14 protein-coding genes are annotated in these 16092 nt (G+C 46.3%); 11 read left to right on the top strand and 3 right to left on the bottom strand.

Translation table 11 applies throughout. The annotated features are described in order from the left end of the window. The first annotated feature begins 340 nt into the window (after positions 1-340). Together CAN90_RS05080 and CAN90_RS05075 are read left to right on the top strand one after the other, a co-directional pair. Positions 341-829, top strand: a complete 489-nt coding sequence (locus CAN90_RS05080) for a hypothetical protein (RefSeq protein WP_085832739.1) — start codon at positions 341-343, stop codon at positions 827-829. An 89-nt stretch (positions 830-918) separates the two neighbouring features. After that, positions 919-2127, top strand: coding sequence for a cofactor-independent phosphoglycerate mutase (locus CAN90_RS05075; protein ID WP_085832738.1), 1209 nt, complete (start codon positions 919-921; stop codon positions 2125-2127). Positions 2128-2206: 79 nt separating this feature from the next. Here the strand turns inward: CAN90_RS05075 and CAN90_RS05070 are convergent, their stop codons facing one another. Then, complete coding sequence (locus CAN90_RS05070) at positions 2207-2950, bottom strand: MBL fold metallo-hydrolase (protein ID WP_085832737.1); 744 nt, start codon at positions 2948-2950, stop codon at positions 2207-2209. A 367-nt stretch (positions 2951-3317) separates the two neighbouring features. Here CAN90_RS05070 and CAN90_RS05065 point away from each other — a divergent pair, with 367 nt between their 5' ends. From CAN90_RS05065 to CAN90_RS05055, 3 genes are read left to right on the top strand one after another with little or no spacing between them, the layout of a single operon-like run. Beyond that, complete coding sequence (locus CAN90_RS05065; protein WP_085832736.1) at positions 3318-5051, top strand: HlyD family efflux transporter periplasmic adaptor subunit; 1734 nt, start codon at positions 3318-3320, stop codon at positions 5049-5051. Next, positions 5051-5785 carry an ABC transporter ATP-binding protein gene (locus tag CAN90_RS05060; protein WP_085832735.1) on the top strand — a complete coding sequence of 245 codons (735 nt, stop codon included), beginning with the start codon at positions 5051-5053 and terminating at the stop codon, positions 5783-5785. Before CAN90_RS05065 ends, CAN90_RS05060 begins: the two co-directional genes overlap by 1 nt. Continuing rightward, a complete protein-coding gene (locus tag CAN90_RS05055) occupies positions 5782-7032 on the top strand; it encodes an ABC transporter permease (RefSeq protein WP_085832734.1) in 1251 nt (416 codons plus the stop codon). The genes CAN90_RS05060 and CAN90_RS05055 overlap by 4 nt, the downstream gene beginning before the upstream one ends. 1213 nt (positions 7033-8245) lie before the next feature. On the opposite strand, the gene CAN90_RS05050 is transcribed toward CAN90_RS05055, so the two are convergent. Then, complete coding sequence (locus CAN90_RS05050; RefSeq protein WP_085832733.1) at positions 8246-8611, bottom strand: VOC family protein; 366 nt, start codon at positions 8609-8611, stop codon at positions 8246-8248. Positions 8612-8687: 76 nt separating this feature from the next. Then, positions 8688-9869 carry an iron-containing alcohol dehydrogenase gene (locus CAN90_RS05045; RefSeq protein WP_085832732.1) on the bottom strand — a complete coding sequence of 394 codons (1182 nt, stop codon included), beginning with the start codon at positions 9867-9869 and terminating at the stop codon, positions 8688-8690. A gap of 661 nt (positions 9870-10530) precedes the next feature. Here CAN90_RS05045 and CAN90_RS05035 point away from each other — a divergent pair. The 6 genes from CAN90_RS05035 (at position 10531) to CAN90_RS05010 (ending at position 16085) form a co-directional block, all read left to right on the top strand. After that, complete coding sequence (locus CAN90_RS05035) at positions 10531-11223, top strand: FadR/GntR family transcriptional regulator (protein WP_085832730.1); 693 nt, start codon at positions 10531-10533, stop codon at positions 11221-11223. An 11-nt stretch (positions 11224-11234) separates the two neighbouring features. Then, on the top strand, positions 11235-12521 hold the full coding sequence (locus tag CAN90_RS05030; protein WP_085832729.1) for an extracellular solute-binding protein: 1287 nt from the start codon (positions 11235-11237) through the stop codon (positions 12519-12521). An 84-nt stretch (positions 12522-12605) separates the two neighbouring features. Beyond that, a complete protein-coding gene (locus CAN90_RS05025) occupies positions 12606-13484 on the top strand; it encodes a carbohydrate ABC transporter permease (RefSeq protein ID WP_085832728.1) in 879 nt (292 codons plus the stop codon). A 4-nt stretch (positions 13485-13488) separates the two neighbouring features. Continuing rightward, entirely contained in the window at positions 13489-14325 is an 837-nt protein-coding gene (locus tag CAN90_RS05020) for a carbohydrate ABC transporter permease (protein WP_085832727.1), read from the top strand. A 19-nt stretch (positions 14326-14344) separates the two neighbouring features. After that, positions 14345-15160, top strand: coding sequence for a transketolase (locus tag CAN90_RS05015; protein WP_085832726.1), 816 nt, complete (start codon positions 14345-14347; stop codon positions 15158-15160). Further along, positions 15153-16085: a transketolase family protein gene (locus CAN90_RS05010; RefSeq protein WP_085832725.1), complete on the top strand. Its 933-nt coding sequence runs from the start codon at positions 15153-15155 to the stop codon at positions 16083-16085. The genes CAN90_RS05015 and CAN90_RS05010 overlap by 8 nt, the downstream gene beginning before the upstream one ends. Positions 16086-16092: the final 7 nt, after the last annotated feature.

The following is a 16092-nucleotide window of genomic DNA, read 5'->3' as shown; positions in this document are numbered from 1 at the left end:
TGATTTAGCAGTTAAGAGAAATCTTAACTGCTTTTTTATTTATAATGAATACCACAAATCTTGCTGAGTGCTTTGGTTCTTGTTTTTGAAGCTTGAGTGAAGAAAAATATAGATGCAATGAACTTTCATAATACATAATAGCTGCCGAAACACCGCCGATTTACGCCGATGGGGGGTTCTTTTATCTGGGCTTTTTGCTGTTTTAAAGCAGAGGAAACGCTCCTTCCTATTGCCGAGGCAGCGCCACAGGTAGTATAATAATGAGTATAGCAAAATTGGCATAAGTGCTGATTCAAATATGGTGGGCAAGCAGGACCCGCAGCAGAACGGAGAATAAGGAATGGATGGCTTTCGGAACTGGACGGTTACGGTAAATGGCGAACCCCATGAGGTAGGTATTCGCTTTGGTCTCTTTCGTGCAACCGTGCATGTGGATGGTAAACGGCGTGCGGCGAAAAGTAAAAATCTATTTGTACGAGTAATTGACGAAGATGTTTCGGTGGATGGAACCGATATTCACATTACAGCAATGGGTAACCGAGTGGATGTAGCAGTGGATGGAGTCTATCAAAAAACAGGGAAGCCGTACACCTCCCTTGCGCAAATTCCCATTTGGGCTACGGTAATGGTACCGGTATTAATGGCAACCGGCCTTTTTTCGTTTGGGGTGTTGGGGTTTGCTTTGGGTCTGTTAGCAGGTATATTTGCACTTCATCATTCGGTTCCTGTTTTGGGGAAAAGCAGGCTTCCGCTGTGTACTGTTATTTATGTGGTTACACTGGTTCTTCAAATCGTTGGCGGAGTTTACTCTCGCGGTTGGTTGCAATAACAAAACGTTTGAAAACGAAAATGGATTATGTTAGAATAGACTAAATGAAATTAAGTGAAAAATCATCATACAGAAGGGACATACTCTCCATGAAATACGTAGTTTTGTTGTGCGATGGAATGGCGGACTATCCGGTGGAGGAGCTGGGCGGTAAGACCCCCATGCAGGCCGCTCATAAGCCCTATATGGATTCTCTTGCAAAGAAGGCGCAGGTCGGCTTGGTGAAAACGGTAGCGGACCACTTAAAGCCCGGTAGCGATGTTGCAAACCTCTCGGTTTTGGGGTACGACCCCGCCGTGTATTATACCGGCCGTTCTCCGTTGGAGGCAGGCAGTATTGGAATCGATATGAAGCCCACGGACGTGTCTTTCCGCTGTAATTTGGTTACCCTTTCGGAGGAACCGGAGTACGCCGACAAAACGATTCTCGACTACTGTGCCGATGATATTTCTACCGAAGAGGCTGAGGTGCTCATCGCATATTTGGCGGAGCATTTCGACAATGAGGAATTTAAGCTGTACAGCGGTGTAAGCTACCGCCACTGCCTAATTTGGAACGGCGGCACGCTGGAGCTGGGTACTTTAACCCCTCCGCACGATATTACTGGCAAACCGATTCGCGAGTACATACCCACGCACCCCAATGCGGCAAAGCAGTACGATATGATGGTAAAATCATACGACCTGCTCAAAGACCACCCTGTGAATCAGGCGCGAGTCGCTCGCGGCCAACGCCCGGCAAACAGCATGTGGCTGTGGGGAGAGGGTGTTCGTGCGCAGCTCTCTGCATTTGAAGAGAAATTCGGGCTCAAGGGCTCTATGATTTCTGCGGTGGATTTGCTCAAGGGCATTGGTAAGTTCTCCGGCATGAACGTAGTGCATGTTGAGGGTGCAACTGGTTATATTGATACGAATTTTGAAGGAAAAGCGCAGGCAGCAATGGATGAGCTGGCAAATGGGCAGGATTTTGTATACATTCATGTAGAGGCACCGGATGAATGCGGACACCGCCACGAGATTGAAAATAAGGTTAAATCCATTGAATACATTGACAGCCGTATTTTAAAAGGACTGCTCGAGAATTTAGAGCAGTACGATGATTACAGTATTTTGGTGGTGCCGGATCACCCAACACCGCTGGCACTGCGCACACATACCAACGACCCCGTACCGTTCCTCATCTACCGTAAGAGCCAGCCGACAACCGGAGTGGAATGCTTCTCGGAGGAATCTGCGGCGGCAACCGGCTTGCGGATTGATACAGGCCATTTACTTATGGAAAAATTTATAAAGGGTTAATCTCGCCGCAGGCGAAATTTTCCCGCGTAAAAAAGCGCGAAAGGGAAACTCCCTAACGCGCTTTTTGTATCATTCTTTGTTAGTCTAGACAAAATGTTTGCCCGCTATGGGTGATCATTTCAACCTTGTTAAGGTAATTCTTTGCTTCTGGTTGTTGGCGCAGCCAGTCAAATACCTCGTACTGGTCGCGAAAGTGCATGGGCACAACGTACTGGGTGTTTGTAGAGCGCATAAAATAATCCAAGCCCTTCCAGTACGTTCCCTCCAAGCGGCCATCTAGTGGAACAAATGCCAAATCGATGTGCTCACCGGCAATGCAGTCGATTTGCTGCTTGTAATCTTGCTCCATTTGGCGGCGGTATGCAGTACTTTCACCTTCCCAATCCCAAAAGTTTAAATCTCCTGCATGGTAAATGGTGCCCTCTGGTGTGCGAATCAAGAACGCCACCCCTTCGTCGGTGGAGAGAAGAGTGCGTATCATAAGCCCATTCCACTGGTATTCTTTACCGGCTTGTACCGTCAATACCTGCTCGTCTGAAAAGCCGTGTGGAACAGGAACATCGTCAGAAAGCACAAAATGAACGTCTGATATTTTATTCTCAATTAGAAAAATACTTTTATCGAAATGGTCATAATGCGCGTGAGAAACAAATACCGTTAACGGCAGCCTAAAATCACGGATACGTTCGAGGTCAAGCCTGCCGCATTCCAGAGAACCTGTTTCGGGCTCGCCAGCATATGGGTAATAATCAAATAGAAAGCACTGTTTTTCTGTTCTTAAAACAAAGGAACTGTTATACAAATACCATCCTTGCAGCTTCATAAAAGTCTCCTTTTTTGGCTTTTCTCTGCAAAAGCATGCAGTCTTGCCCACCAAGTTATTGAATTGAGGCTATTTTACCATAAAAACACCTAAGGTGGAACCGTACCTTTATACAAACTACTGTTTCATATTCTTTCCAGTTTAATTATCTTGACTTTAGAAAAAATTGTATTTATTATATATTTAACTTCATTAACAATTTTGTGTTCAAACAATTGCAGAATTATGACTATTCTGTAAAATTCTGAAGAATAGAGCCTATGGGAATGAAATCGATTGATTTTATTTCAAAATTGGTGTATTATTGTACTAATAAAATAATACAACTTGAGTAGGGTTTCTCATTTTTCCATTGGAGGATAACGCCGTGAAAAAAAAGAAAATACTTATTATTGCGGGAGTCGTAGTGGTTGGAATTGCGGCTGCGTATGCCCTTTTCTCTCCCAAAGGCCCTGTGGCAACACCCGTGCAAACGGAGACCTTAGCGCAGCAAACATTGCGCGGTACCGTTGAGGCTAGCGGTAATGTGCAAAGTACGGATTCCGTTTACGTTTACGCTGAGGTATCAGCACCCATAAAGAGCGTGCCGGTAAAAGTAGGAGATAAAGTGACAGCCGGGCAGCTGCTAGCGAAGCTAGATGAAACTGACCTACATAACAACTTACAGCAAAAGCAAATTGCTCTTCGCACCGGTACCCAAAGCTCGCAGCAGCGAATTCAAATTGCAGAGAAAAGTTACCAGGATGCGAAAAATAATCTGGATCAAGGGCTGAACACCCAGATAAATGCTGCTAAAGACCAGGTGACAAATACGCAGCGCACACTCAGCAAGGCGATTGATGACCGAGATGTGAATCAGGCTCGTGTTGATCAAGAGATGAAAAACCAGTTGGTGTCTGCGAATGCTGCTCTCGATACAGCGAAAAATGCCTATGAGCGAGCAAACAAGGAATACAACGACGCCAAGAAAGAGTTTAAAGACCGCCTCAAAGACCTCAAAGATGATCTGAAAGATTTAAAGAATAGCAAGGCAGATCAAGAAAGAATTGATGCAAAGCAAAAGGAAATTGACGACTTTGAGGAAGAAAACGGTATTACAAATGAAAATACAGGTTTCAAATCTTTGAAGGTACTGCGTCAAGCTCAAGAGGATGCCCAGCTTGCGTATAACAATGCGCAAAAGTCTCTTAATGCCGCTTCTATTGACGCGAAGAACGCATCCACAGATAAGATGAAGAATTATGTGAAAGCAGTTGAGGATGCTCAGCTTGCTTACGACAGCGCCGTTCGCTCTCTGGAGGCCGCCCAAACGGCTGCTAATCAATCCATTAACAGCGCAAAGGATGCTGTTACCTCTGAAAAGATTGCGGCAAACACGGAATCTCTTCAGGCCGACATTCGCACGCTTAATGACAACCTGAAAAAATGCACGGTAACAGCGCCTACCTCCGGTACCATTACCGCTGTGTATGCCGAAGAAAATGCAACCGCAACCGGCCTAATGTTTACCATTGAAAATACACAGGGCTTGCTGGTAAAAGTAAAAGTAAAAGAATACGACCTTCCTTCCGTGAAAGAGGGAATGAAGGCAATTATTACGGCAGACGCTACGGGCAGTGTGGAATATGAAGGCATTGTGCAGAAAATCTCCCCTGCGGCAATTGGTGTTAGCTCATCTAAAACCGCTGCTGCCGCAACAGCTACTACAAACAATAACGTAGAGTTTGAGGCAGAAGTTCTCATTCAAACACCGAACACTCCCCTGCGTATTGGCATGACGGCCAAAGCAAAGATTATTACGCAGGAAAGACCCAGTGTTCTGTCTGTACCCTACGATGCGCTCACCACAAATGAGAAGGGGGAAACAATTGTATATACCCCGCAGAAGCAAGCCGATAATACGTACCAGGCAGTCGCAATTCCGGTTAAAACAGGTGTAGAAACCGATTTGGCCATTGAAATTACCGGTGAGAGTCTCACTGCTGGGATGCCGGTTATCACCGACGCGAAATCGATGTCTCCCGGAATGCTTATTACAGTGACGAACGGCGCCTCTGCTTTGGCAGATGCAGTGAGCGGGGCATCCGGGGAGGCGTCGTAATGAGCAGGAATACCATCATTGAGATGCACAACATTGTAAAAACATATTACCTCGGTACACCAAATGAGCTGGAAATTCTGCATGGAATTGATTTAACGGTTTACGAAGGTGAGTTTGTTTCGATTGTAGGTGCGTCCGGTTCGGGTAAGTCTACATTGATGAACCTGATTGGCGCGCTGGATCGCCCCACTTCTGGAGAGTATGAGCTAGACGGCGTTCCAATACGAGATATGTCGAGCAACAAGCTTTCTGATATTCGAAATCGAAAAATTGGTTTTGTGTTCCAAACCTTTAACCTCATACCACGTTCTACTTCGATTGGCAATGTGGAACTTCCCATGCTGTATGCAGGGGTGCCCCATTCGCAGCGGATAAAGCGGGCAAAGGAGCTGTTGCAGCTGGTAGAGATGTCCGAACGCGGGAAGCATATGCCAAACGAGCTTTCTGGTGGACAAAAACAGCGTGTGGCGATTGCCCGTGCTATGGCAAACGACCCGGCCCTTATTTTGGCGGATGAGCCGACGGGTGCGCTCGATAGTGCTACCGGGCGTTTGGTTATGGATTTATTCCATACCTTGCATGAAAAAGAGAAAAAGACGATTGTGCTCATTACGCATAACCAAGAACTAGCGCAAGAAACCGATCGTATCATCACCATTCGTGACGGATACATCGTAAGCGATGTGGATAACCGGGAGCGTGCTCGCCGCCCAGAAGAGGAGGCGGCTGTATGAACCTAATGGAGAATGTTCGCCTTGCGGTAGCGGGCCTTATCTCAAATAAGATGCGTGCACTGCTTACCATGCTGGGTATCATTATTGGTATTGGCTCGGTTATTGCCATTTCATCCGTTGGTACAGCGATGACAAGCTCTGTAACTGAGGCGCTTGAGACGTTTGGTATTACCAATATTCAGGTTTATGTATCTCCCAAGGATAATGCAAGAAGCATGTCTATGGATGAAGAAGACATGATTACCGATGAAATGCTGGATCGATATGTGGAGCGCTACGGTGACCGAATCAACGGAATAGGTCTTACTCAAGGTGTTGGTTCGGGAACGATTAAGTTTCGAGGAGAAACGTATAAGGTAGATGTTTCAGGAGTAAACGCCGGTGCCGCCATCACTAAAAATGTTAAAATTAAGAGTGGTCGGTTTATTACAGACCGCGACGCACAACGGGGTAATAATCTAGCGGTTATTTCTGAAAAGCTTGCTGTGCTGTTATTTCCCGGGGATCCCAATCCCTTGGGAAAGGATATAAAGGTTTCGCTTGATACCGGGCGTGAAACCGTAACCATCATCGGTATTTATGAGGATGCTAGCCTGGAAAACGGCACCATGCAGATGATGATGGGGCAGAGTGATACAACCAACATGTATTTACCCCTTGCCGCAGCAACCCGAATTAATAATTCCAACGACGGCTACAGCACCTTTATGGTAAGTGCGTTGATGGGCTCAAACTACGCAAAAATTACGGCAGACACCATGGACTTTTTTAACAATACCTATTACGCCAAAAATGAAAAGGTTATGATTCGAGCGGTCAGCCTTGACTCTGAGCTTTCTGAAATGAATAATATTTTAAGTACCATGTCTCTTGCTATTGCGGTAATTGCAGGAATATCGCTATTAGTTGGTGGTATTGGAGTTATGAATATCATGCTGGTATCCGTTACAGAGCGTACTCGCGAAATTGGTATTCGCAAGGCACTCGGTGCAAAGGACAGTGCTATTCGCATTCAATTCATTGTGGAATCAATGATTATATGCGTGATAGGTGGTATTTTGGGTATTATAACCGGCGGTGCGCTTGGGTATTTGGGTGGTATTTTAATTAAACACCCGGTTGTGCCTACCATCAGTTCTATTGTGGTAGCGGTTGGCTTCTCAATGGCGATTGGTTTGTTCTTCGGCTACTACCCGGCGAACAAGGCTGCAAAGCTAGACCCCATTGAGGCACTGCGTTACGAATAATATCAATTGTTTTGCGCTACGGTGCAAGGTCTATGGCGCCAGGGTTGTGACCCTGGCGCCAAATTTTATCTTTCTAGATATTATGACTTCGTTAAAAAGAATTTGCGCTATGGCGAAGGCCTTTCAAGGGGAGAGTATCGATTCTCTCCCTTTGGATTCCCTCTCAACGACCAAAGGCTCTGCCTTTAGAATCCGAGTGAGCTCCCGCTCTGTATTTTATTTCCGCACAGGAACAAGCCTGTGCGTTGCAGATTGCAAGTAAGGCTTTGATTTGTTGCTCACAAATGAAAAAAGAAATTAGCTTCCGAGCATGTTTCTGCTAGTTGGCGAGAGCGCTGAAAAAAGAGCAAAAAAGAACGCCGTTCCATGAAAGGAACGGCGTGAGCCGCACGGGCGATAGTGCGGCATTGCTTGCTTACAGACATTAGCGCAGCGAAGCTGGAAAAAAATCTATTATCCCATATGCTCCAAGAGGTGCTCCCATTTTTTTGCTCTTCCACAGGGGAGTGGAAAACACTGCTGATTCAAAAGTTACTTCCTCCATAACCCACACAACTGTGCGGGAATCCACTTCTGTGTAAGTGAATTCCATTTCCAGCTCCGCGTTGCCTTTGTCTGCAAGGCAATAAAAAAGCGCTTGTCACGGAAACCCTCATCGAGAAGGGTACTCCACAACAAGCGATACATTGCATATCGGTTTCAGTCCTCACATTGCCAAGCTTCGCAATCATAATTCCAAAGGCCCCATTTCTTGTCCCCTCTATACAAAAGGGAAATAATGGGTTATAATTGTGTGGCAAAGCGCAGTGAAAACTGTTGTTATGGAGGCGTTGGCTCCGTAGCAGGGGGTGGGTGTTGGTGGCACTCATTCCTGCTTTGCTTTTACATTACCTTACAAGGTCAATATTAACATTATTTACCAATAATTGCAAGATATATTTGTATTATGAGAAAAAATATCACATAATCACTGCTTTCGTCATGTTTCGTCGGATTTTTAAAAATAGGGCTTTTATATTATTGTGAAGTAGAATATGAAAGCTACCAGTTCATTAGAAAGCCGGTGAGAGTTTTCTAATAATGGATTGATAACGGCTTACAGTTTCATTTTTCTACCCGCAAGTAAAAGAAAAACTTAGAAATTTTATAAGTATAAAACACCCCCTACCAATTTATCAGTAGGGGGTGTACGTTTATGTGTTTATAAAATCTCTTAACGATCGAGTATCTCAATCCAGTACCCATCCGGGTCATTGATAAAATACAAGTCCATCTCATGGTTTTCATAGCAAATGCAGCCCATGCTTTTGTGTAGCTCATAAGCCTCTTTTTTATCTGGAACACGCACGGCAAGGTGAATTTCATTATCACCTAGATTATAGGGTTCCTTACGGTCACGCAGCCATGTCAGTTCCAATTCAAAACCAGTCTCGCTATCCGTTAAGTATACGAGGATAAAGGAACCATCTGAAGCGACTTTGCGGCGTTTTTCTGTTAGCCCTAATGCTTTGCTATAAAATTCGAGGCTTTTTTCCAAGTCAAACACGTTGTAGTTAAAATGCAGAAAAGTTGATTTCATCGTAGATCCCCTTTCATAAATAGAGCAGACGTTTGTAAAGCTTCATAATCTTCTAATACAAGTGTATGAGCCAGATTTAATGATTCGCCAAATGATAAATTGCTTCCATATCTTTGCTGTTGAGCTTTTGGAAGGTTCCCACAGTGCGGGTTTCACCAAAGGAGCAGTTCCACGCAAGCTCTTCGATTACTTTGTCAGATTGAACGCCAATGCCTAGTTCTGTAAAGTTCGTTGGCATATCGAGCGAACGGAAGAAACGGTTGCTAGCGTCAATGGCAGCTTTCGAAAGCTCTTCTGTATCTGTGCCGGTAAGTCCCCATACATTTTTGCCAAATTGTGCAAAACGCTCCGGATTTATTCGGCGGGTATAGGAGGCCCACGCGCCCCAAATGGCAGAGAGCGCTGCGCCATGTGCTGCGTCGAAACGGCCGCTAAGCTCATGACTTAACTGGTGCGGGGCAAAATCCTTTTGCCCACCAAGGCCAGTTAATTCATTGTGAGAAAGGCTGCCTGCCCACATCAGCTCGCTCATTGCATTATAGTCATTCGGGTTCTGGAGTGCGATAGGGCCATTGCGAATGATGACACGCAGCAAGGCTTCTGATAACTCGTCCGTTACTTGGTTGGTTACCACCGGGTTAAAATAGCGGTCCATTGTGTGCATCATCATATCGACGGTTCCGCAGGCGATTTGGAATTTGGGAAGGGTCATCGTTAATTCCGGATTCAGAGCCGAGAATGCCGGACGGTTAAACGGGGTATTCAGGCCTCGCTTAGTGTTGGAATCTGCGTCGGTTAAAACAGCGGAATCACTTGTTTCACTGCCTGCTGCGGAAATGGTAAGTACTACGGCTACGGGCAATGCTTTGGTAACGGTTTGCTTGCGCAGCCAAAATTCCCAAATGTCGGTTTCGGGGTTTGCGGCACCAATGGCAATTGCCTTAGCGGTGTCAATTACACTGCCGCCGCCCACAGCCAGAATCAAATCTGCGCCAAAATCCAGTGCCTGCCGTACGCCTATTCTTGCCAGTTGTAGTCTCGGGTTCGGCTGCACACCTCCAAGGGTTTGCACTTCAATTCCTGCTTCCGCCAAAGATTTTTCCATTCGGTCAAGCAGCCCACTTTTTACAACGCTGCCGCCACCATATACCAAAAGCGTACGTTTTATACCGCGGGTTACGGCTTCCGGTGCAATTTGCAGCTCTGCATCTCTACCGAAAATCACTTTGGTTGGTACTTGGTACACAAAACTTTCCAAAACAAACACCCTTTCTCGATTCGCATTCTACAACTGTGCGTTTTCTGCTTTTATTCTATATGTGGGTAGTAGTAAAGTCAAGCCAAAGAGCGCATTATACCTTTATTTTCAAAGCAATGAGGAGTTTTCTAAAATTCAAATACAAATCGTTATAAAAAACGATTTTCATAAAATATAAAGACATTCAGAGTCGAATCTTGTATAATCAAGCAGAAACATGCGGTTTTCAAATCGTTTACAAATTGATGATGAATGATGCTTGGGAGTTGTGTAATTTTCATAAAACGAATGGGAAAGTTCCGTATGTTTTAAATTTGCTTGCAGACAATAAGATTGGAGGTGAGATTACGGCGCGTGAGCGGTATGAAATAAAATGTAAGAAGAGAAGATCAGGAAAATATTGGAATTTGTTTTAGTAGTGCCAAAATCTAATCGGATGTCAGTCGTCAGACGTCACATCACATCTAGTAGTTTTTTAGTGTTATTTTATAAATTTGATTCTATAAACTAAATATATTTATAAAAAGTCTTGAAATTCAATTTTGTGTTTGGTATAATCAAGTCGTTGAATTTGTGTTATTGCACAAAAACCTAGTTTGATGCGAAATCTTGCCCAGAGGGAACAAGATGTACCGAACAGGGGAAGCCGAGGAGAGTGAACATGAGTCAAATTTTGTTTGGGACCAGAGAGCTTCCGCTCGTAATTTCCAAAAAGCTAAAGGAAATGATTGTGGAAAAAAATCTGAAACCCGGCGACCGTCTTCCAAGTGAAGGGGAACTTTCGGTCATGTTTGGCGTAGGGCGTTCCACTGTAAGGGAAGCGGTCAAGCTGATGATTGCCGATAATGTTGTTGAAATTCACAGGGGGAAGGGCACTTTTATCTCTGAAAGCCCCGGCTTGAAGAATGACCCCTTAGGCCTGCACTTTGCAAATCCAAATAAGCTGCTTCAAAACCTGCTCGAAAGCAGACTTCTGATAGAACCGCAAATCGCGAGGCTGGCGGCACAAAGAGCCACCAGCGAGAATCTTAACAGGCTCAGCCAGGCGATAGAAGATATGGAAACCGCGGAGCTCATTAATGGGCTCGAGTACCCTTCGCGCGACGTAGACTTTCATACCGCTGTGGCAGAGTGCACGCAGAATGACGTTTTAATGCGCATTTTGCCTTTAATCTGTGAATCGATTCGGGAAGGATATCTCGAAACGATGAATGTTCCTGGCACGCATCAGCGCGCAATCGCGGCTCATATCCGCATTTATGAGGCAATACGGAATAAAAACCCGGATGCCGCAGCGGAAGAGACTCGGCGGCACATTATGCAGGCCTTGGACGATTCTCAGCCCAAATATTAGGAGGAATGAAAGTGAAAAGGAAAAAAGTACTGGCACTTACCCTGGCGCTTGCAATCGCGGCAACCTCGTTTGCCGGCTGCGCCAAACAACCCGCTGCTTCCAGCGCAACAGAGTCTAAAGCGGCAAGTGGCGAACCGGTTACCATTACCCATTGGTACTGGGCAGACAGCTCCGAGTACTCTGCTAAGATGAAGGAAATGGTTGAGGATTTTAACAAATCCAACAAAAAGAACATTACCGTAAAAGCAGAAGAATACCCCTGGGATGGCGGCGCATACAGCGAGAACTTGTTTAACGCTGTTATGGGCGGCGGCGGCCCCGACACCGCAGCTTGGAAGCTGACGGCGACCCCGCTGTTTACAGCAAACAACCTGCTTGCAAACTTGGATGATTACGTTGCAAATTGGGACAAGAAGACAGACATCGATGATAACATCTACAAAATTATGAAGCAGGCCGGCGGTTCTGACAAAATGTATGTCATGCCCTGGAACATTCAGGTTCTGTACGTTTACTATCGCCCGTCCATCTTCAAGAAGGCTGGCGTAGAAGTTCCCAAGACCTACGAAGAGTTCCTTGAGGCAATCAAAAAGACCACCATGGACACCAACGGCGACGGCAAAACCGATATTTATGGTTTTGGTATGCGCGGTGCAAAGGGCGGCCAAGAGCCTTGGGGCAGCTTCATCAATGGCCGTGGCGGCAGCTTTGAGAACATGACCAGCGCTGAATCTATTCAGGGCATGCAGGACTACATTGACCTGTACAAAAAGGGTTATGTTCCTCCGACCGCTACACAGGACGGCTTTAATGAAATTATTGCAAACTTTAAGTCTGGCAAAACAGCAATGACCATTCACCACACCGGCTCTTCCAAGGGCATGGTTGAAACCTTTGGTGATGACGTTGACGCATTCCCCTTCCCCAAGGGCAAGGGCCAGTGGACCTCTATGGGCGACACTGAGAACGTTATCTTCCAGGCCAGCAAAAATAAGGACGCTGCTTTCGAGTGGATTTCTTACCTGGCAGCAGGCGAAGGCCAAGAGAAATGGTGCAAAATTACTGGCAACGTGCCTGTAAGCAAAACCGTTCAGGCTCTTCCCGAGTTCCAAGAGAACAAATTCATGAAGGCTTCCATCGCTGGTCAGTCCTATGCGGGCATTATCCCGATTAAAGACACCACCACCGAGTGGATCAGCACCATTTGGCCGAACACAGTTGCTTCTGCCCTCTCTGGCAAAGAAAGCGCTGCTGACGCCATGAAGACCCTGCAGGAAGGCCTGTACGGCAAGAAATAAACGGTAAGCAATGGCTCTGTGGGCTGCGGCCGGTCGAGAATCTGGTTCGGCCGCGGCCCCAATCTTTCAAAGAGGTGAATTACAGTGCAGCGTAAAAAGACGAATATTTGGCCGTATTTGCTGATCACGCCTGCGGTGCTTATTATTATCGCAGTTGTTTTAATCCCTGCTGTTAATGCGGTTCTAATGAGCTTTCAAAGCTATGATTTAAGAAGACCAAGCGACATCGGGTTTGTTGGGTTTACCAATTACATTGATGTGCTGCAGGATAAGCTGTTCTGGGCATCCCTTTGGAGGACAATCCTATGGGTTGTGTTCGGTGTTGGTTTCCAGTTTGTTTTTGGCTTTATTCTGGCAAATCTTTTGAATAAGAGCTTCCGCGGCCGTGGTGTTGTGCGTGCGGTGAGCTTGATTCCTTGGGTTACCCCCGGCGTTCTCATTGGTTTAATGTGGCGCTGGATTTACGACGGCAGCTATGGCGTGCTCAACGACCTTTTAATGAAGGTTGGTTTTATTTCGGCACCCATTCCGTTCCTAGCACAGGATTCTACGGTTATGCCGTCCGTTATTCTTACGATTATTTGGCAGGGAATTCCTTTCTTTGCCCTTATGCTTCTGGCCGGTTTGCAGGGCGTGCCCGGTGAACTGTATGAGGCGGCCGATATTGACGGCGCCACAAGCTTTCAGAAGCTTTTCCGCATTACCATACCTGCGATTAAGAACACAATTTTCGTCACCACCTTGCTGCGTATTATTTGGGTAGCAAACTCGGTGGACGTGATTTTCAACATGACGGGCGGTGGTCCTGCATACGCATCGCAGACCCTGAGCGTTTATGTGTTTAACAAGGCGAATGCTTTGAACTTGGGTTATTCGTCTACTATGTCGCTCCTGCTTACTTTCTTGTTGTTGCTGGTAGCGATTCCGTATTTAAAAAATATGTTTGCGAGTCAGGAGGCGTAAAGTTATGCAGCATAAAAGAACACCCATGCAAAATTTTCTTTTGCTTTACTTGCCTCTGTTTGTAATGTTACTGCTGTTGCTCTTCCCGTTTTATTGGACGTTTGTTACCTCCATTAAGCCGGAATCTGAGCTTTATGGCAGCGTAGTTACCTACTGGCCTCATGACGTGACTTTTGAATCTTACAGAAAGCTTTTTGTAGATTTTAACTTTTTAAAGCCCATGGGCAACAGCTTTGTGGTTGCGATTATTACCACACTGATTACCTTGACCGTTTCAATGCTGGCTTCCTATGCGTTTTCTCGTTATCGCTTTGCCGGCAGAAAAGCATTTATGGTGTTATTTTTAACCAATAACATGTTCCCTACGGTCTTGCTGTTGATTCCGCTTTATGCTATCATGCGTAGTATGGGCCTTTTGTACACCCCCGCATCTTTGGTGCTTTCTTATGCCACGTTCACCATTCCGTTCTCGGTATGGTTGCTTAATGGCTTTATCAACGACCTGCCCTTGTCTTTGGAGGAAGCCGCTATGGTTGACGGCTGCAATCGCGCGCAGGCATTTACCCGCATTATCTTCCCTGTGCTGGTACCCTGTCTTGTTGCTACGGGTGTGTATATCTTCATGACCTCCTGGAATGAATACACTTTCGCCGTGATGTTCACCAATGAGGGGAACCGCACAATACCTGTGGCTCTAAAAAATCTGATCGGTCAGCTGGGGGTCCAGTGGGATCTTCTAACTGCTGGCGGAATCATAACGATCATCCCCGTTTGCATCATGTTTTTCTTCGCGCAGAAGCGTTTGGTGGAAGGCTTGACCGCGGGGGCCGTGAAGGGTTAATTGTAAAGGAGTAATCGAAATGAACAGCGAAATGAACGCAAAAGCCAAGCAGCTTCGAGTCGATATTTTGAAATCGCTCTATGCTTGCCAGTCGGGCCATCCCGGCGGATCCCTCTCATGCGTAGAGATTTTGGTGGCATTGTACGAGAATGTAATGAAGTACGATCCGAAGAATCCTCACATGGAAAACCGCGACCGTTTTGTAATGAGTAAGGGACACGCATGCCCCACGCTTTATGCAGTTCTGGCCGAAAAAGGATTTTTCCCGAAGGAAGACCTTAATCACCTTCGCCAGGCAGATTCTCACCTGCAGGGTCACCCCGACATGACCAAAACCCCGGGTGTTGACTGCAACACCGGCTCTTTGGGCCAGGGTATTGCAATTGCCGGCGGTATGGCATTGGCAGCAAAATACAAAAAAGCAGATTACAGGGTTTTTGCTCTCATCGGCGACGGTGAAATGCAGGAAGGCCTGGTTTGGGAAGCAGCTATGTCTGCTGCTCATTACAAGCTGGATAACCTTACGGTACTTCTCGACTTTAACCACCTTCAGATAGACGGCAGCAACGATCAGGTTATGAGCGTTGGTGATCCCATTGAAAAATTCCGTGCATTCGGCTTTGAATGCCTGGAAGTAGACGGCCACGATATTGATGCGCTTACCGAAGCAATCAATAAGCCGGTAGTTGGTAAGCCGAAGTTCATTTGCTGCCACACCCACAAGGGCCACGGTATCTCCTTTATGGAAGATAACCACGGCTGGCACGGCAAGCCGATGAACAACGACGACTTTGCAGCTGCAATGAAGGAACTGGGGGTTGAGATCAATGGCTGAGAAAAAATCGTTAAGAGTAGCATATGGTGAGGCTCTTGTTGAGCTAGGCGCTAAAAATGATAAAGTTGTGGCTATGGATGCCGACTTGGCACACGCCACAATGAGCAGCATGTTCCTGGATGCCTATCCGGATCGTTTCTTTAACTTTGGTATTGCTGAGGCAAACATGGTTTGCGCAGCTGCGGGCTTTGCTCATTCCGGCCTCATTCCCTTTGCAAGCACCTTTGCTCTGTTTGGTACCGGCCGCGCTTACGAGCAGATTCGTAACTCGGTTGCCTATGTAAATGCAAATGTTAAATTTGGTCTGTCTCACTCCGGTCTTTGCGTTGGTGAAGACGGTGGCAGCCATCAGTCCATTGAAGATTTGGCTCTGATGCGCGTTGTTCCGAACATGACCATTTTTGTTCCCTGCGACCCCATTGAAACAAAGAAGGCTGTTTTTGCTGCGGCAGAAATTGACGGCCCTGTTTATATTCGCGTTGCCCGCCCGGTTTGCGATGTAATTACCGAAGATGATACCCCCTTCATTCCCGGTAAAGCAAACATTATGAAAGACGGCTCTGACGTTTGCCTCGTTGCCACTGGTTTGATGGTTCCGGAAGCACTTAAGGCTGCTGAAATGCTGGCTGCAGATGGAATTAGCGCTGCGGTTGTGAATGTTCACACCATTAAGCCTTTCGATGACGAGACCATTTTGAAGATGGCTGAGAAGTGCGGCGCTATCGTATCGGTAGAAGAGCACTCCATCATTGGCGGCTTGGGTTCTGCTGTTGCAGAGGCATTGGCTGGTAAATCTAACGCGAAGTTTGACCGCGTTGGTGTTATGGATAAATTCGGTAAATCCGGCAAGCCGGCAGACCTGTTCCGCATTTACGGCCTGACTCCGGAAAACATTGTAGCCAAAGCAAAGGCACTGCTGAAATAAGAGGGAG

This window comes from Clostridium merdae (genome assembly GCF_900176635.1).
Classification (GTDB): domain Bacteria; phylum Bacillota; class Clostridia; order Oscillospirales; family Acutalibacteraceae; genus Faecalispora; species Faecalispora merdae.
This window is presented reverse-complemented; position numbering and strand designations above follow the sequence as displayed.